Genomic DNA, 20,610 nt, shown 5'->3' with positions numbered 1-20,610 from the left:
GCGGCTTTTGAGCGATTTGGCTTTGCCCACATAGATGATGTCGCCATTTTTGCCCAGCATTTTGTACACGCCTGGCAAGTTGGGCAGGCGCTTAATCAAGTGATCCAATCGCGCTTTGCGGTCGGCAGTCGCTGCAGCAATTTCAATGGTTGCAGGGTCGATGGCTGGATTCACGCTGCTTTTTCTTTCTTTGGGCATTTGATTTAGTTTACTTTTATATGGTTTTGCTACTATATTTAGTTGTTTTCATTGATTTTCAATCTATATTATAAAATAGTAGCTGAATGTAGAATTCACTGTACTTATAAGAATAACATTTTAAGTAACCCTTTCTACTATAGTTCAACTCACTATTAGTCAATTGCAAAACCCATTAAACAAAAGTCTGTTATAAAACACTCTCTATCTTCGCCTTCTAATTGATTCATTAGATGTCTTAAGTTAAATGGGATACTCTGTGTGATATCAGATTTCAATAATTTCGATACATAAGCATCCTGAAATAAATTTTCGGCTAGAACGAAAATACAAAAATTAATAAGTAATCTTTGTGCTTTCGAATAATTAGATTCAAAATCATATATTAGATAATCAAGAGAGCTTCTTGAAATTTGGTCATTATTCGCATTTTGAATCAAATGTATGTATAAACTATCCAAAATCTCTAGTCTAGTTTCTTCATAACTTAAAGGCATTTGATTTATACTCATATATCACTGTTTTGACTTTTAAGTAATTTCAATCTTAAACTACTAATCCGAACCCCCACTTTTGACACGAATAGTTTGTCCAGCCGGGCGTTTTTTGACCCAATTGATAAATTTTTGCATCTCGGTATGTTCTTTTAGCCGCTCAACCGTATGGTAGTAGCTGGATAATTCTTGGTTGCTAAACACTTCATGCACTTGTGCATGACAAGCAGGACACAGCATGGCGATGTCGTTTTTCATTTCATCACGGCTAAATTCGCGTTTGGTACGGGCTTTGTCGTGGCGGGATTTGGGAATCAGATGATGTTGGGTTAATTCAACTTCATCACGTCCACACAATTCACACGGTGGCGATGGCGCTTTTTCAGCCAAAATCGCCTCCCAGAATGCTGCATCTTCGTTATTTTTTGCTTTACCTTTTGCCATTATTTTGTCACGCTTTGCTATCAGTTGTATCCATCATACAATAGCATTGTTGCTTTGCCAATGACGTGTTGTACCATATCTTTTTTCATGTTAAAACGAGTCTGCCATGTTATCTAAGCTATCCAATTTATCTAAGCTATCTAGGTTATCCAAGCTATCTAAGCTAAGCCAAACCTTTCAATCTCAAGCCAAAGACTACCTTAATCCGTTTCATAACCCGAAGCTGTTAAAGCAGTTTTTTAACTTTTATCCGCCATATTTTGGGGCGGGTATTCGTGTTGACAGCCTTGATTTCGCCAACCACCATATTCGCGTACGTTTACTCTTAAACAAACTCAATCAAAACATCGTTGGCACCCAGTTTGGGGGCAGTTTGTATTCGATGACTGACCCATTTTTGATGATTTTGTTGATGCAAGCGTTGGGCAATGCGTACGTGGTATGGGATAAGTCGGCGAGCATTGATTTTGTTAAAGCGGGCAAAAGCGATGTGTTTGCCGATTTTCACCTTGATGACGCCGAAATCGATACCATAAAAGCCTTGGCAAAGGATGGTAAAGCGGTGTTCCGCAACTATGAGGTACAGGTGGTTGACGACCAAAATGCGGTGGTCGCCACTGTCACCAAAACCCTGTACATTCGGTTACGAGCCTATAGTAAATCAAAAAACCAAACGGTCAGAATTTAGCGGAAGGGCGTTAGTCTTTGACTGCTAAGGTAATGGTATAAGTTTTACCTTGCTTGATTTTATCCGAATTACCAAACACTTCGGTAAATGAGCGTTTCATAAAGTCCCGCAAGCCGTTGATGGTCACCACATAGAACCGTGCGCCACTTTCCATCGCATTGTAGGCATCGAGCAAATACAGATAATGCTGTTCTTTACTGGCTTTGGCAGGTAAGTTACTCATCACTAGGCTAAATTTTTTATCTTTTTCAACATCACGAAAGCCATTGGATAGCTGAACTTGGGCATTATCCAAATGATTTTTTTGGCAGTTAAGTTTGGCGTATTCCACCGCCACAAAGTCTTTGTCGATGAGCAAATGCTGTCCGTTTGGACATTCACGGGCGGCCGTCATACCCAGTACGCCATAGCCACAGCCTAGGTCGATTGAGTTATCATCGTCTTTGAACTCGATATAGTCAAGCAGCATAAGGCTACCCTCATCGAGTTTTTCAGGGGAGAAAATACCCCAAGTGCTGGTAAAGTGAAACGGCTTGCCAAGCACATCTTGGGTGAACTGGATGTCTTCGCGCCAGTAGGCAGATTTTTTGAGTAAGTCGGTGGGGATTTGGTGCATGGAGTTTCCTTTAAAGGTTATATTTTAGGCTTTTGAGCAATAAGTGTGGTAACGGTTTGATGACTAGCAACCCAGTTGGCAGTTTCTTGACAACGATAACCAATAATTTTAATAATTTTGTTATAAATGCTTAATAGTTTTTCATCAAAAATCGGCTCATGATGGGCATTACGAATCGTGACTTCACAAATATGTAATGGAAACAAAAATGCCCCCGAAATTTGAGCATTCCAAAGGTACAATTCAACGGCTTGCTCTCTTGTTTTGGTCTTATTTTCATAAGTTTGCATTCTTTCAAAAGAAAGCGTTTGGAAAATTTGATTAAGCTGTGTTGAATTCATTCAATAAAATCCGTATAATACGTACTATGTGAGCTAGAGGATACGTGAGCGAAAGCTTCCACCTTTAGTATAGTAAAACACCTGTCATTTTGGCAGGTGTTTTGCTTTTTAGACTATATCACCTTACTAAAGCGATTGCCTTCTTTACTCGCCAAATAGCTATCAAACACCATTGCCACATTACGTCCCAAAAGCCGCCCTTTTGGTAGCACCCGAATGCCTTTGGCATCCATATCAACGAGTTTATCCGCCTGCATCTCGCCCAGTTGGCGGATTTCATCAATAAAATAGGTCATCGGGTCAATACTAAAGCGCGCATTCACATCCTTAAAATCAATATAATCATGGCATAGCAGATTCATAATCACATAACGGCGCAGCAAGTCAGGCAAGCGCGCAGAAATCACCTTCACTGCAGGCAATTTTCCTGCATTGATGAGATTTTGATAATCATTCAAATCCGTTGGATTTTGCAAAATATGAAGACCGATTTGGCTAATCGACGACACCCCAAACCCCAGTAAATCACAATTGCCATGCGTGGTATATCCTTGAAAATTGCGGTGCAATTTGCCCTCACGTTGGGCAATCGCAAGCTCATCATCAGGCTTGGCAAAGTGGTCAATGCCGATATATTGATAGCCTGCGTCAGTCAGTGCGTGGATGGTATTACCGAGCATGGTCAGTTTGTCGGCAGGGCTTGGCAAATCCGCTTCATTGATTTGACGCTGACCTTTAAATCGCTCTGGCAAATGCGCATAGTTAAAAACAGACAGACGGTCTGGTGAGATAGCAATGATGCGCTCAACCGTATTGCGCATGCTATCCACCGTTTGGTGCGGTAACCCATAAATCAAGTCAATATTGATAGAATGAAACCCAAGGCGGCGAGCTTCCGTCATCACACCTCGAATCAATTCTTCTGACTGCACGCGATTGACGGCAATTTGTACTTTTTCTTGCAAATCCTGCACACCAAAGCTCACCCGATTAAACCCAAGTCCACGCAATATCTCAAGCGTGGTCGGACGCAATTCGCGTGGGTCAATTTCAATCGAATAATCAGCGGTAGGTTTATCGCTAAAAGTAAATTGGGTTTGCAAAAAGTTCCACAATTTGACCAGCTCATCATCGGTCAAAAAGGTGGGTGTACCGCCGCCAAAATGCACTTGTTCGACGATAGGGTCCCCTTGCATCAAGCTGCGTTTATGCCGAATTTCGGCAAAAAGATACGCTAAATAGTCGCCTGAATCACTGTTTTTCTTGGTGATGATTTTATTGCAGCCGCAGTAATAGCACAGATGGCGACAAAATGGGATGTGAAAATATAAGGACACTGGCACCCGTGGGTCTTTTTCTGCCAAAACGCGGGCTTCCATGCCGTCAGCAATCGGGGCAAATTCTAGTGCGGTTGGGTACGAGGTATAACGGGGACCTGAGCGGTTGTATTTATTGATGATAGCTTCATTAAACAAATGGGTTTGGGTCGTGTAGCTACGATTGGCATTGGCATACGGATTTTCGATGATTTCGACAGGACGATCAAAGGTGGGCAGTTCGCTGTCAGATAAAGGGCGAGTTTGGTCTGTCATAATAGTCTCGTATAGCGTGTAGCGTAAAATTCTCGGAATATTGGTTGTGATTATAACATAGTCATCATAGATAGCCGATGATGAGAAAATAGATGAATTATGCTATGATTTAGTCGTTTTTTATCAAAAATTGTCTAGTTACTGCCATAAAAAAACGGCCTGTCTTGTGTCAAGGTAGCCGCCAAGTGGTTGAAAAAGGATTTTAAAAATGTCGTTTGCTCAAGTATATACGCGCTCGGTGGTGGGTTTAAACGCGCCAAGCGTGATGGTAGAAGTACATTTATCGCAAGGATTGCCTGCAGTCACCATGGTTGGCTTACCCGAAGCAGCGGTGCGCGAGAGTAAAGATAGGGTGCGCTCTGCAATTATCAACTCGGGTTTTCAATTTCCCAATCGCAGATTAACTATCAACCTTGCCCCCGCGGATTTACCCAAAGATGGCGCACGGCTTGATTTGCCGATTGCCATAGGTATCTTGGCAGCGAGTGGTCAAATTGATGAAACCGTGCTTGCGCAGTACGAGTTTATTGGCGAATTGGCGCTCAATGGCGATTTACGAGCCATTGCTGGGGCGTTGGCAGTATCACGGGCACTCAAAGCAGACCAGCGCACCTTGATTGTTCCCAAAGACAATGCCGATGAAGCGGTCAAAGTCGATGGCGTGAAGGTGTTGCAAGCCGATACCCTCAAAGCTGTGTGCCAACACTTGATGAATGAGCAACAACTCAGCCAAGCCGAGCATAAGACATCTTACCAATCAGCTAATTATCAGCTAGATTTAGCCGATGTCAAAGGACAACACCAAGCCAGACGTGCGTTAGAGATTGCGGCAGCAGGCGGACATTCGCTACTATTTTGTGGCTCACCTGGGACAGGCAAAACCTTGATGGCATCTCGCCTACCCACCATTTTGCCACCGCTCAACGACCATGAAGCGCTTGAGGTTGCCAGTATTTACTCGATTGCCAACAGTGATTATGACTACGGCACACGCCCTTTTCGCCAAGTCCATCATACTACCTCAGCGGTGGCGCTAGTGGGCGGCGGCTCATCGCCCAAACCCGGTGAAATCACGCTCGCCAATCGGGGGGTGTTATTTTTGGATGAGATTCCAGAGTTTGATCGCAAGGTGCTTGAGGTACTCAGACAGCCCATTGAGAACAAAGAAATTGTCATCAGCCGTGCCAACTCTCAAGTGCGATTTCCTGCCAATTTTCAGCTGGTAGCAGCGATGAATCCCTGCCCCTGTGGCTACTATGGGGATAAATCAGGTCGCTGCCAGTGCCGACCTGAGCAAATCAAACGCTATCAAGAAAAGCTATCAGGACCTTTGCTTGACCGTATTGATTTGCATATTACCGTGCCTGCGCTGCCTGCCAGTGATTTGCAGTCAGCACAGAGGGGTGAGTCTTCTGCGGTAGTGCGTGAGCGGGTGATACAAGCCTATCAGCGTCAGCAAGCGAGACAAGGCAAAGCCAATAATGAACTCTCCCCCAGTGAACTTGACCAATTTGCACCGCTTGGCGATGCAGAAAGTCGTATTTTAGCAATGGCTCAAAGTCGGCTGAATCTGTCCGCTCGCGGCTATCATCGCGTCCTTCGCGTCGCCCGCACGATTGCGGACTTGGCAGGTAGTGAAGCAATCCAAACCGCGCATTTAACTGAGGCACTCAGTTATCGTAGTCAATTAACGAATGCCTAATTTTCGTGCTAACTCACCATACAACCAGCCTATAAAAACGGATGCTCGCGAAAAAACGTGGGCGGCAGGTTATCGTATTGGGTGTCGTTGACGTATTTGGCTTCAAACTGTTTTTTTAGCGCTTTATAATCCGCATTGGCTCGGCATTCATCCCATTTTTGCTTAAAAATTTGCGCGGATTGGGCTTTGATTTGTGCGGATTCAAGCTGCTGTGATTGCTGCGGCAATTGCTCACGCCCATGCGCCCCACTTTGTCCTTTTTTAGCATCAGGGACAGCGCCGTCATATTTTTTGCCACCTTTGTGATTGGCATAACGACGTGAGCGCGTATAACCCATTTGGATAAATTTACGCGCCATATCAGCACCGACAAAATCCCCTTGGGCAAGGTAGTCCAAAAACATCGCATAGATGGTATCACTGCTCTCACGCGCAAGTTCTGGCGTAGCAAATCGCCAATGCGGTAAAATCTCGGATTTATACGGCTCTACCAATAACACCCCTTGCTCACCGCGCCCCACCCGATACAACGCTGGATGCTCGCGAAAATTCAGCGTGTCAAAGTTGAGATGATAGTTAAACTCGTGCATGACTCAAAAACTCGGTCAGCGTGGCAAAGTCATCAAAGGTTTGGGTCGGATGATAATCGCGAATATCCTGCCCATAATTATAGCCATACGACAACCCAAGCGTATCCATGCCCGCGTTTTGCCCTGCCAAAATATCGTTTTTGGAATCACCAATCATATAGCTTTGAGCGATGCTAAAGCCCAGTTTGTCACAGACGTGCAGTAGCGGCATCGGGTCAGGTTTTTTGGCAGGCAAACTATCGCCACCCAAAATATAGGCAAAAAGGGCTTGCCAACCCAATTTTTCGACAATCGCAGGAACAAAATCAATGGGTTTATTGGTGGCAATAGCGAGGGTATAGCCTTGCTCTTTAAGCTGACGCAACCCTTCGCCCACCCCTGCATAGGGCTGGGTTCTGACACAGGTGTTTTGATGGTAGTAGTCAAAGAATAGAGCAAGCGCCTGATTGGTATCATCTTCCGTGAGATTGGGGTCAATGGTTTGTGAGCCTGATAAGGCACGTTGCACCAATACTTTGCCGCCATTGCCCACCCAGTTGCGGATGACATCTTCGCTAAAGTTGGCTTTGCCAAGCGCGGTTAACATCGCATTGACGGCGTCAGCCAAATCTGGCACGCTATCAATCAACGTACCGTCCAAGTCAAAAATAAGTAACGATTTTTGGGTGATATTTTCCCCAGTGGATGGGGGGATTGGGCTATTAAGTGATTCGCTAGACATGGTGTTTCCTATCGTTTTTTCACCAAAAATTAATAGGCTACAGTGTAGCAGAATCACTTAAAAATACCATGCAACCGTCCATTAAAATAACCTAACCCTGACAACCAATTCCGGCTAAGAGCAGGTTTGACTAAAAAACGTTAGTTTTCGCCATTACTCGGTTGATAATCTAGTGAGGCATCAGCGATTTCATTGCTAGCTTCGGGATTCAGCGCGCTGTCCTTTTTGGCGCCCAGTTTTTGATAACGCACATCTTCACCGGTAATACAAAAAATCAATTGCTCAGAGATATTACGCGCATGCGCACCAATACGCTCTATCGAACGTAGCACCCATAAAATATCAATGACTTTTGCTACATAGCGACCATCTTCCATGATGTATGTCATCATCGCGCGTGACGCAGATTTGTACATTGCATCAATTTCACTATCCTGCTCTATCACTTGGTAAGCACCTGTTGCATCAAACTTGGCAAAGGCTTCTAGCGCATTTTTTAGCATCATCTGCACAAAATTACCCATTTGATGCGCTTCATGATACCCAATCGGTGATTGACCTTCACGGGTGGCACGGCGCGCCATCTTGGCGATTTTTTTGGCTTCATCACCAATACGCTCAATGTCAGCACTGCATTTGCTCACTGCCATGATTAGGCGTAAGTCGGTAGCAGCAGGTTGACGACGTGCCAATACTTTGACCACCGAATCATCAAGCTGCTGCTCAGTAAAGTTGATTTCTTTGTCACCATCAATGACATCTTCGGCAAGCGCCACATCACTTTTTACCAAAGATTCAATTGCTTTGGTGAGATTGGCTTCTGCCATGCCACCCATTTTTAAAAATAAATTGACCAAGTTTTGTAAATCTTGGTCATAACTTTTTGATAAATGCTCACCAATTAAATTCATATTTCCCTTCCTAACTCATGGATTGTGACTCATGGACTGTGCAAAATTGTGATTAAAAAAGACGTTAAAGAAAAGCTAACTATAACTAAAAATTACGACAAAATGATGAAAAATAGCGCGCCTATTCGCTGATATTGCATCATATAAACCGAGCAAAAAACCTAACAAACATTTCAATGTCATCAAACTTTAACATAACCGTAATAGATTTGACATTTTGTTACATTAACATGGCAACAATTTTTCAGCTTTGGGTGATTTAAAACGCGACATATTGGTTGGCGACTCCCAAGCTAAGTTACCATCTTCCCTGACAATCATCTCATTTGTCCATCAAGGAATTATTATGAAACTATCACATTTAATCGTCAGTGTGGCATTCGCTGCTGTAGGCGTACAAGCCAATGCTGTCAACATCACAGGCGCTGGTGCAACCTTCCCACAACCTGTTTACTCAAAATGGGCGAGCGACTACCAAAAAGCAACAGGCAACCAAGTAAACTACCAAGGTATCGGCTCTTCAGGCGGTATCAAACAAATCCAAGCAAAAACGGTTGATTTTGGTGCCACTGATGCGCCCATGAGCCCAGCAGAGCTAAATGCCAGCGGCTTAATCCAATTCCCCGCAGTCATTGGCGGTATCGTACCTGTGGTCAACATCGCTGGCGTCAAACCCGGTCAATTAAAACTATCGGGCACCGTCCTTGCTGACATCTATATGGGCAAAATCACTACTTGGAACGATGCACGTATCCAAGCATTAAACCCAGGCGTTGCCCTACCTGCCGCTAAGATTACAACTGTTAATCGCTCAGACGGTTCAGGTACCACTTTCGTATTTACCAACTACCTAAGCCAAGTATCAAGCGATTGGAAAGCAAAAGTAGGCGCGGACAAAACCGTTAAATGGCCTAATGCTGCAGCAAGCGTAGGCGGTAAAGGTAACGAAGGCGTATCAAGCAACGTACAACGTGTTGCAAACTCCATCGGTTATGTTGAGTATGCTTACGCAAAACAAAACCGTTTAGCTTATACCCAACTTCAAAACCGCGCCGGTAAATTTGTACTACCAGACGATTCAACGTTTGCAGCCGCATCAAACATTAACTGGGCACAATACCCTGGTTTTGCGGTGACGATTACTAACATGCCAGCAGCCAACGCTTGGCCAATCTCTGCAGCGACGTTCATCCTCGTACCTCGTACGGGCGGTGCAAAAGCCAAAGAAGCGCTTAAATTCTTTGATTGGTCATTCAACAATGGTGACGCAATGGCTACTTCTCTTGACTACGTACCACTACCAGCAGCAACTAAAGCTGCGGTTCGTAAAGAATGGACGAAAGTTAAATAGAACGTTGCATAATCGCATAAATATAAAAACCCTACCGACTGGTAGGGTTTTTTATTTTAACATACCTTATCAAAAACCCGCTTTAAATCAGCTGATTATCTAGCACTTTGACTGTGTTATCGGTCAGATTGCCCGCAGCTTTTTGTAGGTCAATGTAGGCATTTAGATAATCAAAATACGCATTAATCAAATCGCGTTTGGCAGCGTGATATTGACGCTCTGCCAGTAGTGTATCTACCATCGAGCGCACCCCCAAGTCATAGCCTGTTTTTGACGCTTGGGCGACGCGGCGATTGGCATCCACGGCAACTTGCTGGGCTTTAATCGTGGCACGCTGTGCGACCAAATTTAGATACGCTTGGCTAGTCTGAGTCATCGCGGCTTGGTACGCATAGGCGAGGCGACTTTTTGCCGCTTGCGCCTGCAAATTGCCTTGCTCAACGCCTGCGCGTGTCCGCCCACCGGTATAAAACGGGAAATCCACTTCTACCCCAAAGCTATAATTGGTGCCATCAATAGCGCTTTGATTATTATGGGTATAATCTTGCCACCCCACATTGCCTACCAAATCGACGCGGGGGTAGATATTGGCTTTGAGATAGTCGACTTGTTTGTTGGCAATCGCCACTTGGGTTTGTGCTAGCTGAATATCGAGATTGTTATTTTGTGACTGTTGCATCCAGTTTTCGATACTTTGACTTGCCACCAGATTCAAATCAGGCGGTAACTTGATACTGTCTAGCTGATTGATTGGTTGACCGGTGAGCAGTGATAACTGCTGTTTGGCATTTACGATTGCCACATCATTATTGGCAATAGAGGCGCTGACGCTTTCAAGCCTTGCACGGCTTTCTTCGGTATCTACCCGCGCCGCTACCCCTTGCGCGAGTCTCGCTTGCATCATGTCATTTTGTGCTTTGAGTGCGGTGAACTCGGCATTGAGGCTATCCGTCATCGCTTCAGCGCGCAATACATTGAGATAGGCTTTGCTGATTTGCTCGATTAGTTGTTGGTGCTGCTGTAATAGCTGGATGTCATTGGCTTGACTGGCGAGCACGGCTTTTTCATAGTTTGCCCATTTATCAGCACGAAACAAGGCTTGGCGCAGTCCGATACCAATTTGGCTTGCGGTATTGCCCGTGTCCGGGATGTTATCGTCTTTGGGATAAAACTGGTTATGTTTGACACTGCCTTGTAGTCCCACTTGCGGCAGCATATCGCCAAACGCTAGCTGCACATTTTTTTGCGTTGCCAGATAGTCATATTGCTGCCCTGCCCAATTGCCATTGGTGCGCTGGGCTGCGCTATACAATTCCCACAAATCCTTTGCCATCGCGGCTGGGCTGAGGGACATCGACCCTATCAATGATACTGCCATCGCTCCTAACCGCCATCGGGTGCCAGGCGCTTTACGATTCCACAAACAGATGCATTCCATATCAATAATTACAACATTTTCAACAACCAAGGAGCCTCTATCATACCGATAGTTGTCAAAAAAATCAGTAATTTAGTTGAGTAAATCATAGTCACAAAATGGCTAAAAATCTATTAGGTAAACCTGTGAGTTTTTGTTAATATGGAGGTATTGACTCGGGGTGCAGTTGGGTGACATACCAGCGGCTGAGACATACCCGTCGAACCTGACACGGTTAATACCGTCGTAGGGAAGTCGTCTATTAGGTTAGTTAGACCAGTATTTTTCTAGAATTAGTTTTTTCTAGAATCAGTTTTTTAGAAACAGTCACACTCACCTATCTTCGCCCGAGTCCAGCAAACCATCACTTCATAACATAACATGGACTCGCTATGAACCAACTTACCAACGTTACCCACAAAACCCCTGCCCACCGTGACCCTACCGATGACCGCTTTGAAGAAGAAGCGCGTGACTTAACCCGTGCCTTGCCGGCATCTCGCAAAGTCTATATCCAAGGCTCACGCCCTGACATCCAAGTGCCAATGCGGGAAATTACTTTGACCGATACCCCAGTGGGCGGTTTTGGCAAGGCAGAAGGCGAAAAAAACCCACCGTTTTATGTGTATGACACCTCAGGGGTATATACCGACCCCAATGTCGAAATTGACTTGACCAAAGGCTTACCAAAACTGCGTCAACCTTGGATAGAAGCGCGCGGCGACACCGAGCAGCTTGCCAAACTCTCAAGCCAATACGGCAACGAGCGTGCCAATGACATCGCCACGGCTAACCTGCGCTTTGGGCATATCGACAAGCCAAGACGGGCGATCAATGGCAAAAATGTCACCCAAATGCACTACGCCAAACAAGGCATCATCACCCCAGAGATGGAATACATCGCCATCCGTGAAACCCAAAAGCAGCATGAACTGACTGATGGGCGTCAGCACGCTGGTAACAACTTTGGTGCCAATACCCCCAAACTCATCACCCCAGAATTTGTGCGTGCCGAAGTCGCCGCAGGACGGGCGATTATTCCCAATAACATCAACCACCCCGAATCAGAACCGATGATTATTGGGCGCAATTTTTTGGTCAAAATCAATGCCAATATTGGTAATTCAGCCTTGGGCTCTAGCATTGACGAAGAAGTTGCCAAGATGACTTGGGCTACCCGTTGGGGCGCGGACACCATCATGGACTTATCAACCGGTAAGCATATCCATGAAACCCGTGAATGGATTATCCGTAACTCCCCGGTGCCTATCGGTACCGTACCGATTTATCAAGCCCTAGAAAAAGTGGATGGCGTTGCCGAAGATTTGACATGGGACATCTTTAAAGACACCTTGATTGAACAAGCCGAGCAAGGCGTCGATTATTTTACCATTCACGCGGGTGTACTGCTACGCTACGTACCGGTGACCGCCAATCGTTTGACGGGTATCGTCAGCCGCGGCGGCTCGATTATGGCGCAGTGGTGTCTTGCCCATCATAAAGAGAATTTTCTTTATACCCACTTTGAAGAAATTTGCGAGATTATGAAAGCCTACGATGTGGCGTTTAGTCTGGGTGATGGTTTGCGCCCCGGTTGCCTACAAGACGCCAACGATGATGCGCAGTTTGGTGAGCTCAAAACCTTGGGCGAGCTGACCCAAGTGGCATGGCAACATGATGTACAAGTTATGATTGAAGGTCCAGGGCACGTTGCCATGAACCGTATCAAAGAAAACATGGACTTACAGCTTGAAGTCTGTAAAGAAGCGCCTTTTTACACACTTGGACCTTTGACGACGGATATCGCGCCAGGCTATGACCATATCACCTCCGCCATTGGTGCGGCGATGATTGGTTGGTATGGTACGGCCATGCTGTGTTATGTGACGCCAAAAGAGCATTTAGGTCTGCCGAACAAAAAGGATGTCAAAGACGGTATCATCACTTACAAAATCGCAGCACATGCAGCAGATTTGGCAAAAGGACACCCAGGTGCCCAAGCACGGGATAACGCCTTGTCAAAAGCGCGTTTTGAGTTTCGTTGGGACGACCAGTTTAATCTGTCACTTGACCCAGACACGGCTCGTGAATTCCATGATGAAACCTTGCCAAAAGAGGCACACAAATCGGCGCATTTTTGCTCGATGTGTGGTCCAAAATTCTGCTCGATGAAAATCACCCAAAACGTGCGGGATTATGCAGCAGGGCTTGAGTTTAATAAGCCACAGCTTGGGCAAGACATTACCCCTGATACAGGCGAGTTATCGGATGCCAGCCACGCTATCAAGCAGGTGGATACGGAATTGGTCGGGCAAGTCGGTGAAGCGTCTGCCGATGAAGTCCGCCTAGGCATGGAGCAGATGAAGCAAAAATTTATTGAAGAAGGCAAACAGCTGTATAAAGAAGTTTAAGCCCCAGCTAATCTAACGCCGCTATGATGTACAGCCGCTAGCATAGTCAACTTGCCAAATACTGGTTGCAGCTTAGCGGCTTTTTTACACCAATTTTTATCATATTTTTTATTGATTTTTCAATCAGTTACCTGTTATGGTAGTGCCTTTTTAATGTGCCATTAATTAAAGTTAAAAAAAACGCGCGAACCTATAACAGCTACTAATTTGCAAAGTCGTTTAACCCGCAAGTTGCAAATCGTATTTAATTGAATTAAAAAAACAAGCGTACTACAAAGAAATCAAGAGGTTTTTATGCACCCTAAAATGCTAACAGCTTTGACCCTTGCCGTGCTTGGCTCAGTGGTTACACATGTCGGGGCTGCGCATGCAGCGCCTACTAATCCCACGCCTGCCCGTGCTGCCAACCAAACTGCACCTACTCTGCTACAGCAAAATCTATTGACTTTAATCAAAGCTGGTCAAGCGATGGAAGCTGAGACCCAAGTCAAACAAGCTGAAATCGAAAAAAAATACCAGCCTAAAGTCGCTGAAGCCAAAACCGATGCCCAAAAAGCCGCGATTCAGACCCAGTTTTTAAATGAGGTGATTGCCTATAAAAGCTATCAAAAACAAAAATTTGCGGCAATCAAATTGACCGAGCCAAGCGTATCAAACTTGCGTGACCAATATATCGAAACGCTAAATAGCGATATCGCTGCCGCTCAAATCGTCATCGCCAATCCAAAACCGACCGCTGACTCTAAGAAAAAATTTGCAGAACAACTCACCAAATCAAAAAATTTAACGCTAGCAGTGCGTAATGGCTTAGAAACCCTAATGAAAAAAGCGGGTTTTAAAAAACAAGTGCTACAACCCAAAACCAAATAAGCATTCGTTAATAAAAAAGCCGAAACACTTTGATGGTGTTTCGGCTTTTTTGTTGCATAAGCAGTTGATGCTAATCTTTCAGCCCAAGCACATCTTGCATATCAAACTGTCCCGTTTGCTGCTCATTGACCCATACCGCCGCACGCACCGCCCCTGCGGCAAAGGTCATGCGCTCACGGGCTCTATGGGTGATTTCAACTATTTCGCCATCGGCGATAAACATCACCGTATGGTCGCCGACAATCTCGCCACCGCGAATGGCATGGATACCAATCTCGCCTGCTTTGCGCGCGCCAGTTTGACCTTCTCGACCATAGATCGCCACGTCTTTTAGGTTTTGACCGCGTCCTTTGGCAACCGCTTCAGCCATCATATAAGCGGTGCCCGATGGCGCATCAATTTTGTGTTTATGGTGGGCTTCGATGACTTCGACATCGGCGCTGTCACCAAATGCTTTGGCAGCCATTTCAAGCAGCTTAAGGGTTAAATTCACCCCAGTTGAGTAGTTGCCTGCATACACGATGGCGATTTTTTCACTTGCTTGTTTTAAGATGGCGTTTTGCTCATCATTTAGGCCTGTTGTCCCAATGACCATATTGACGCCTTTGGCAGCACAAAGTTGTAAATTTTTGGCAGTCGACTCAGGCAAGCTAAAATCTATGAGCACATCAATATCATGAATAACCCCTGCCAAGTCATCGACCAAAGCGACATTAGTTTTGTCAAGATTAACTAGCTCGCCTGCATCCACGCCCAACAAGCTTGAGCCTTGACGCTCTATCGCCCCTGCAAGGGTAGTTTGTGGATTTTGTGCCACCGCTTGAATCAGCATACGTCCCATGCGCCCACCTGCGCCTATGACCCCGATTTTTACCATTTGCTTATCCTTTATCTCGCCCAATTACCTAGTATAACTTTCTGATTTGATCTTCTAGCCTGATTTTCTAGTATAACTTTTTAAGTTCAAATCATAACAGCTTGTCTCGCTGAATCCTAGCTTAACTCAATACTGGCGTATGCCAAAAAAAACCCTTGCAATCATTACAAGGGTTTAATGTTTCACGTGAAACTTCTATAAAACACTATAAACCAATAAAACCTAGTCAAACAAAACCTAGTCAAACAAATCTTTGACATCTTCTTTGAGTTTATCAAAGAAGGATTTTTTCTGAGGTGATTGCTGATGATCACCCATGGATGATTGTAGCTGACGAAGTAGCTCTTTTTGTTCGTTGTTGAGATTGGTCGGTGTCTCCACCACCACACGGCATAACAAGTCACCTTTCATCGTCGTGCGCACGGGGGTAACGCCTTTGCCTTTGATACGGAATACTTTGTGGCTTTGGGTGCCTTCAGGAATGCGTAAATTGATACGTCCTTCAAGCGTTGGCACCTCCACCTCACGACCTAAGGCTGCATCCGCAAAGCTGATTGGCACATCCATGTATAAGTCAGCGCCTTCACGGGTAAAAATAGGGTGCTGTGCCACACGGATTTCAACATACAAGTCGCCGCTTTCACCGCCGGTAATCGCTTCACCTTCGCCCGTTAAACGTACCCGATCGCCATTGTCGATACCGGCAGGAATGGTGACTTCAAGGGTGCGTGATTTTTCTTTAACACCCGAGCCATGACAGTCATTGCAAGGATTTTTGATTTGTTTACCTGAGCCGCCACAGTTTGGGCAGGTTTGTTGCACAGCAAAAAAACCTTGCTGCATACGTACCACACCCGCGCCACCACAAGTTGCACAGGTGACGATATCGCTGCTGTCTTTGGCGCCCTTACCATCACAAGTTTCACAGGGGGCAGGTGCGGTAAAGGTAATTTCTTTTTTTGTCCCTTGTACCGCTTCTTCAAGCGTCAAATCGAGCATATAGCGTAAATCTGAGCCGCGTCTGCTACGTCCACCCCCTGTGCGACCCCCAAAGATGTCGCCAAAAATGTCTTGGAAGCCGCCCGCGCTGCCACCACGACCGCCGCCCATGCCACCAAAAATATCGCCAAAAATATCTTGGAAGTTTCCACCGCCAAAACCGCCACCGCCCATGCCATTCTCAAACGCGGCATGCCCCATACGGTCATACGCTGAACGTTTGCTATCATCACTTAGCACTTCGTATGCCATCGAGGCTTCTTTGAATTTTTCTTCGGCGGCAGGGTCATCAGGGTTACGGTCTGGATGGTATTTCATCGCAAGTTTGCGGTAGGCTTTTTTGATTTCTTGTTCATTAGCGGTTTTATCTACCCCTAATACTTCATAAAAATCGCGTTTTGACATAGTAACTCCTTTGGCAGCATAGTTTTGACAGTACGGAAGAGTGGATTCGACCGGTAGCAACGTTTAACAGCTGCCAAACCTTTGAAAGACTAAAATTTAAAAATATGCAATATAGTGGCGATTTTTGTTAAATAATCAAGCAAATAATCGGCTATCAGCGCAAAAATATTTTCCTTTTTTTGCAAGAAAAATACGCAACAGCCTAGCCCATTGTTTTAAACTAATTAGCAAACTTTAACCCTGATAGTGATTTATGAAAAAAGTATTATCTTTGCTAATCATCCTTGCACTGATTGTCGTCGCATGGGTATTCGCCTCCCCTTATTGGGCAGTGTACCAACTGAAAAAAGCCTATGATGCACAACAAGCAGACACTATCAGTGCAGCAATTGAATTTACGCAACTGCAGCAAAGTATCAAATCACAGTTAACCCCTGTATTAATAGAAAAAGCCAGTCATATCGCAAAATCCCCGATTTTGCAGATGCTCAATATCGCGCTAAACCCTGATGACTTAGTGAATAAAATGGTTAATCAAGCCGTGGATAATACCGTCACGCCAGAGGGCGTACAGTATGCGATGACAGGACAAGCGACCAGCGAGCTGCTCAAAACAAATGTCAAACTACTGGGGGGCTTGGTGGCCGTAGCGATGGATAAGATTGATATTAAAGACTTGATTTTGGCGCGCAATTCAGCTGAGCTTAACCAAAAAATCAAACAACAACTGCAATCGCCTAATCCCAATGCCACCACAGCAACATCGCAGACCCAACCGACCACCCACTATTGTGGTTTTAACTGTTTTGAAGTCACCGGACAGCTGCGTGGCTACCCCTTAACGCTCCGCTTGCAGCGCCAAGGGCTTATTCATTGGAAAATTGTGGGTGTGACGCTGCCGCTAAATGCTTAAAACTGGTCAATTTCTTCAGCGGTCAAAAACCGGCTTTCGCCTTTTTCTAATCCTGCTAAGGTAATGTTACCGATGCTGGCACGGTGTAGCCCAATGACTTTATTGCCAAAGTAGCCCATCATGCGTTTGACTTGGTGGTATTTGCCTTCCGTGAGTACCAGCTTGGCATGGGTAGCATCAGAAAAACTTAACTCAGCGGGTTTGGTTTTATCATACTCGTCTTCAAGCATGATGCCTTTTGCCAATTCTTTGATAGCAAATGCCTGTTGTGCTTCAGTCATTGGCTCGGCAAGGGTCAACTCATACACCTTTGCCACATGATGTTTGGGGCTAGTAACGCGGTGCAAAAAGCCACCATCATCGCTAAGTAGCAGCGCACCGGTGGTGTCGACATCGAGTCGCCCCGCAATCCTCAAACTACCTAGCTGCGGTACATCAATCAAGTCTGTGACAATCGGCCACTCTTTTGGCTTTAGGGTGCACTCAAAGCCTTCTGGCTTATATAACAGTAAGTAGCGATTGCCCATCGCGACTGATAACGGCTCACCCGCCCATTCGATATCGTCACCCACTTCATCGATATGTAGGCTTGAATCTTTGACCACCTCGCCATTGACAGTGACTTCGCCTGCGTGCAAGATTTTTTTGCAGTCTTTACGCGATAGCTCGGTGGCTTTGCTTAAAAATTTGTCTAAACGCATTTTTTTGTTATCCTAGTGCTTGTTTTGTTTATTGTAACATAGATTAACCATGACCTATTACACGCTTAGCGACCCATGTGCTGCCACACTTGAGATTAAAAAAAGCCAATTTTTGGGCTTTGGCTTTGCCATTGATAGCCGCGAGCAATTAATGTTTCACGTGGAACAATTACGCAATCAGTATCCCGATGCGCGCCATGTCTGCTATGGCTATATTATTGGCGACCCACACAACACCACGTCGGCAGGTTTTGATGATGATGGTGAGCCCAGTGGTACGGCAGGCAGGCCGATTTTAAACGTGTTACAACACAAGGGAATTGGTAACTGCGTGGTCATTGTGGTGCGTTACTTTGGCGGTATCAAACTTGGTGCAGGTGGGCTGACACGTGCCTATAGCAGCACCGCGCAGGCCGTGGTTGATAACATGAATTTGCACGCGTTTGTGCCGTTAAGCCTGATACTGATTGAAACCGATTTTGCCAATGAGTCCTTTGTCCGTCATGTGTTGAATGAGCTTAATGCCACGATTTTAGCAGTGGATTATGGCGCAGATGTAGTATTAACAGTGGAAATAGCTAAGCAATCTATCACAGATTTAAATGAAAAAATCGGGTTTTATGGAGCCATTAAAAATGAATAAGGATAATGTAAAAATTAGAAAGGCTAAGATTTCAGATACTCAAATATTATCACAACTCGTTCTATCATTATCTCACTACTATTTAGCAGATAAAACTAACCAATTACCCAACTGGCTTGTAGATAGCTTTACAGAAAAACAATTTTTGGCAAGAATAAATAGTCCAGAATACGTCCATTTCGTTGCTGAAGTTAATAATAGAATCATTGGGTTTATTGTAATAAAGCAACCAAATCATCTTTATCATCTGTTCGTTCACGAATGCTATCATGGGCAAGGGATTGGCAGACAGTTATGGCAATATGCTTATCATAAATTACAACTTGATAGTCAAAAAAATATTATTGTTAGGGCCTCTCTCTACGCAGTGCCAATTTACGAAAGATTTGGTTTTATACGAGCTGATAATATTCTTGAGAAAGATGGTCTAAAATTTTTGCCCATGCAAAAAAATCAAAATAGCTAACATTTTCCACTTTATAGCTAGGGCAAAAGCAGTAAAATAAAGCAAATAAAAATTTCTAGGTAACTTATGACGACCATACACCAACTTGCTTTGCTCCCCTTTCGCACCCCGTTTTTCTTAGCCAACCCCCACGTTCAAACCATTTTACCCAAGTTTATCAAACTGCCAAAACCTAACTATCAGCGTCGGCTTCACCCTGACCGCACCGGCACCACCCAAGTGGCTTATGACTTTGTGTTTGCCAATACCGACAATCAGCCAAACCTTGATAAGCCATTGGCGGTGATGTTTCATGGGCTTGAAGGCAGCAGTGATAGCCATTATGCCATTGCCTTTACCCACCAAGCGCACCGATTGGGGTATGATGCGGTTATCGTCCATTTTCGCGGCTGTGGCGGGGTGGATAATACCTCAGAATTGGACTATAACGCGGGTGATACCGCCGAAGCGGTGCATATGTTTGACCTGCTAAAAACTCAGTACGGTTATAGCCGAATTGTAGCCAGTGGCGTGTCGCTCGGCGCCAATATGCTGGCGCGTTATATGGGTGAACAAGGCGATGCAGCTACCTGTGAAGCAGCGGTGGTGATTTCTGCGCCCGTCGATTTGACGACCTCGGCAAAAGCCATGCATCGTTTTGTCGCCAAACGCGTGTATACGCCTTATTTGCTCAATCCTTTATTGCAAAAAGCCTTAAAAAAGGTAGACGAGCCAGCATTAATCAACGCCTTAAAAAATATCAAGATGATTGATGAGTTTGATGAGCTGTATACCGCGCCGCGCCATGGTTTTGGTACGGGGGCGAATTATTACATCCAGGCCTCTGCCCTACCTGTACTCAAAAATATCACTAAACCCACGCTGATTATCACTGCCAAAGACGACCCATTTTTGGGCATTCTTGCCACCCAAGACGATGTGTCACCTTGTGTGCGCTTACTGTATAGTCAGCATGGCGGACATGTGGGCTTTGTGCAATTACAAAACAAAAAACTCAATGTGAATTGGCTGCCTAGCACCAGCTTTAAATTTTTTCAGGCTTGTACTGACTGATTGCTATGGCTTCAATAAAAAACGCCATCACAATGACGGCGCTTTTTATTGATTAAAGTTAATGAGGGGTTTTTTAACATTATAAAATGCCGTAATTCACCATGGCTTTAGCAATCTTGTTAAAACCTGCTAGATTGGCGCCTTTTTTATAATCAATGCTGCCATCCGCTTGTTTACCATGGTTAAAACAATCGTCATGGATATTTG

Annotated in this window: 22 protein-coding genes and 1 riboswitch; of the genes, 9 read left to right on the top strand and 13 right to left on the bottom strand. The window is 45.0% G+C overall.

Translation table 11 applies throughout. The annotated features are described in order from the left end of the window. The 3 genes from RTR63_RS09145 to RTR63_RS09135 form a co-directional block, all read right to left on the bottom strand. Positions 1-198, bottom strand: a 198-nt coding sequence (locus RTR63_RS09145; protein WP_312523844.1) for a hypothetical protein, incomplete at its 3' end; no start/stop codon positions are given. Positions 199-353: 155 nt separating this feature from the next. Next, a complete protein-coding gene (locus RTR63_RS09140; RefSeq protein WP_040403802.1) occupies positions 354-710 on the bottom strand; it encodes a hypothetical protein in 357 nt (118 codons plus the stop codon). 42 nt (positions 711-752) lie between these two features. Next, positions 753-1,136 (bottom strand): HNH endonuclease, encoded by a 384-nt coding sequence (locus RTR63_RS09135; protein ID WP_145988447.1) that lies wholly within the window; start codon positions 1,134-1,136, stop codon positions 753-755. A gap of 106 nt (positions 1,137-1,242) precedes the next feature. On the opposite strand from RTR63_RS09135, the gene RTR63_RS09130 reads away from it, so the two are divergent. Next, positions 1,243-1,824 carry a DUF4442 domain-containing protein gene (locus RTR63_RS09130; RefSeq protein ID WP_312523842.1) on the top strand — a complete coding sequence of 194 codons (582 nt, stop codon included), beginning with the start codon at positions 1,243-1,245 and terminating at the stop codon, positions 1,822-1,824. Positions 1,825-1,834: 10 nt separating this feature from the next. Here the strand turns inward: RTR63_RS09130 and RTR63_RS09125 are convergent, their stop codons facing one another. The 3 genes from RTR63_RS09125 to hemN form a co-directional block, all read right to left on the bottom strand. Next, positions 1,835-2,440 carry a class I SAM-dependent methyltransferase gene (locus RTR63_RS09125; RefSeq protein WP_312523841.1) on the bottom strand — a complete coding sequence of 202 codons (606 nt, stop codon included), beginning with the start codon at positions 2,438-2,440 and terminating at the stop codon, positions 1,835-1,837. Positions 2,441-2,457: 17 nt separating this feature from the next. Next, positions 2,458-2,781 (bottom strand): hypothetical protein, encoded by a 324-nt coding sequence (locus RTR63_RS09120; protein ID WP_036597283.1) that lies wholly within the window; start codon positions 2,779-2,781, stop codon positions 2,458-2,460. A 113-nt stretch (positions 2,782-2,894) separates the two neighbouring features. Continuing rightward, a complete protein-coding gene (hemN, locus tag RTR63_RS09115; protein ID WP_312523840.1) occupies positions 2,895-4,373 on the bottom strand; it encodes an oxygen-independent coproporphyrinogen III oxidase in 1,479 nt (492 codons plus the stop codon). Between the two features lie 208 nt (positions 4,374-4,581). Between hemN and RTR63_RS09110 the strand changes: the two genes are divergently transcribed. Beyond that, positions 4,582-6,075, top strand: a complete 1,494-nt coding sequence (locus RTR63_RS09110; protein WP_312523839.1) for a YifB family Mg chelatase-like AAA ATPase — start codon at positions 4,582-4,584, stop codon at positions 6,073-6,075. Between the two features lie 29 nt (positions 6,076-6,104). On the opposite strand, the gene RTR63_RS09105 is transcribed toward RTR63_RS09110, so the two are convergent. From RTR63_RS09105 to phoU, 3 genes are all read right to left on the bottom strand, one after another. Next, a complete protein-coding gene (locus RTR63_RS09105) occupies positions 6,105-6,665 on the bottom strand; it encodes a DUF4385 domain-containing protein (protein WP_076775610.1) in 561 nt (186 codons plus the stop codon). Next, the gene (locus RTR63_RS09100; protein WP_062333128.1) at positions 6,652-7,386 is read right to left on the bottom strand and encodes a phosphoglycolate phosphatase; all 735 of its coding nucleotides are present in this window, start codon (positions 7,384-7,386) and stop codon (positions 6,652-6,654) included. The genes RTR63_RS09105 and RTR63_RS09100 overlap by 14 nt, the downstream gene beginning before the upstream one ends. Before the next feature lie 140 nt (positions 7,387-7,526). Further along, positions 7,527-8,297 (bottom strand): phosphate signaling complex protein PhoU, encoded by a 771-nt coding sequence (phoU, locus tag RTR63_RS09095; protein ID WP_076775614.1) that lies wholly within the window; start codon positions 8,295-8,297, stop codon positions 7,527-7,529. Positions 8,298-8,643: 346 nt separating this feature from the next. Between phoU and pstS the strand changes: the two genes are divergently transcribed. After that, positions 8,644-9,648 carry a phosphate ABC transporter substrate-binding protein PstS gene (gene pstS / locus RTR63_RS09090; RefSeq protein ID WP_060995893.1) on the top strand — a complete coding sequence of 335 codons (1,005 nt, stop codon included), beginning with the start codon at positions 8,644-8,646 and terminating at the stop codon, positions 9,646-9,648. 82 nt (positions 9,649-9,730) lie between these two features. On the opposite strand, the gene RTR63_RS09085 is transcribed toward pstS, so the two are convergent. After that, positions 9,731-11,071, bottom strand: a complete 1,341-nt coding sequence (locus RTR63_RS09085; RefSeq protein WP_312523836.1) for a TolC family protein — start codon at positions 11,069-11,071, stop codon at positions 9,731-9,733. A 161-nt stretch (positions 11,072-11,232) separates the two neighbouring features. Beyond that, positions 11,233-11,335: riboswitch (TPP riboswitch) on the top strand. A 122-nt stretch (positions 11,336-11,457) separates the two neighbouring features. Between RTR63_RS09085 and thiC the strand changes: the two genes are divergently transcribed. Continuing rightward, the gene (gene thiC, locus RTR63_RS09080; RefSeq protein ID WP_203171237.1) at positions 11,458-13,476 is read left to right on the top strand and encodes a phosphomethylpyrimidine synthase ThiC; all 2,019 of its coding nucleotides are present in this window, start codon (positions 11,458-11,460) and stop codon (positions 13,474-13,476) included. Positions 13,477-13,770: 294 nt separating this feature from the next. Then, a complete protein-coding gene (locus RTR63_RS09075) occupies positions 13,771-14,346 on the top strand; it encodes a hypothetical protein (protein ID WP_050325317.1) in 576 nt (191 codons plus the stop codon). 70 nt (positions 14,347-14,416) lie between these two features. On the opposite strand, the gene dapB is transcribed toward RTR63_RS09075, so the two are convergent. Both dapB and dnaJ read right to left on the bottom strand, forming a co-directional pair. Beyond that, positions 14,417-15,223 (bottom strand): 4-hydroxy-tetrahydrodipicolinate reductase, encoded by an 807-nt coding sequence (gene dapB, locus RTR63_RS09070; RefSeq protein WP_312523834.1) that lies wholly within the window; start codon positions 15,221-15,223, stop codon positions 14,417-14,419. A 237-nt stretch (positions 15,224-15,460) separates the two neighbouring features. Beyond that, the gene (gene dnaJ / locus RTR63_RS09065) at positions 15,461-16,627 is read right to left on the bottom strand and encodes a molecular chaperone DnaJ (protein WP_100274325.1); all 1,167 of its coding nucleotides are present in this window, start codon (positions 16,625-16,627) and stop codon (positions 15,461-15,463) included. 253 nt (positions 16,628-16,880) lie between these two features. On the opposite strand from dnaJ, the gene RTR63_RS09060 reads away from it, so the two are divergent. Then, positions 16,881-17,540 (top strand): DUF2939 domain-containing protein, encoded by a 660-nt coding sequence (locus tag RTR63_RS09060; RefSeq protein WP_312523833.1) that lies wholly within the window; start codon positions 16,881-16,883, stop codon positions 17,538-17,540. Here RTR63_RS09060 and RTR63_RS09055 read toward each other — a convergent pair. Beyond that, positions 17,537-18,241: a pseudouridine synthase gene (locus tag RTR63_RS09055; RefSeq protein WP_204155193.1), complete on the bottom strand. Its 705-nt coding sequence runs from the start codon at positions 18,239-18,241 to the stop codon at positions 17,537-17,539. The two genes, RTR63_RS09060 and RTR63_RS09055, sit on opposite strands and share 4 nt — an antisense overlap. Positions 18,242-18,290: 49 nt before the next feature. Between RTR63_RS09055 and RTR63_RS09050 the strand changes: the two genes are divergently transcribed. From RTR63_RS09050 to RTR63_RS09040, 3 genes are all read left to right on the top strand, one after another. Next, positions 18,291-18,884: an IMPACT family protein gene (locus tag RTR63_RS09050; protein WP_312523832.1), complete on the top strand. Its 594-nt coding sequence runs from the start codon at positions 18,291-18,293 to the stop codon at positions 18,882-18,884. Continuing rightward, entirely contained in the window at positions 18,877-19,350 is a 474-nt protein-coding gene (locus RTR63_RS09045; RefSeq protein ID WP_312384986.1) for a GNAT family N-acetyltransferase, read from the top strand. Before RTR63_RS09050 ends, RTR63_RS09045 begins: the two co-directional genes overlap by 8 nt. A 66-nt stretch (positions 19,351-19,416) precedes the next feature. Next, complete coding sequence (locus RTR63_RS09040; protein WP_312523831.1) at positions 19,417-20,403, top strand: YheT family hydrolase; 987 nt, start codon at positions 19,417-19,419, stop codon at positions 20,401-20,403. The last annotated feature ends 207 nt before the right edge of the window (positions 20,404-20,610 follow it).

It is taken from the genome of Moraxella sp. CTOTU47724 (genome assembly GCF_032014955.1).
GTDB classification, from domain to species: Bacteria; Pseudomonadota; Gammaproteobacteria; order Pseudomonadales; family Moraxellaceae; genus Faucicola; species Faucicola tetraodonis.
The sequence above is the reverse complement of the archived record's forward strand: the minus strand, read 5'-3'. Positions and strand labels throughout refer to the sequence as shown.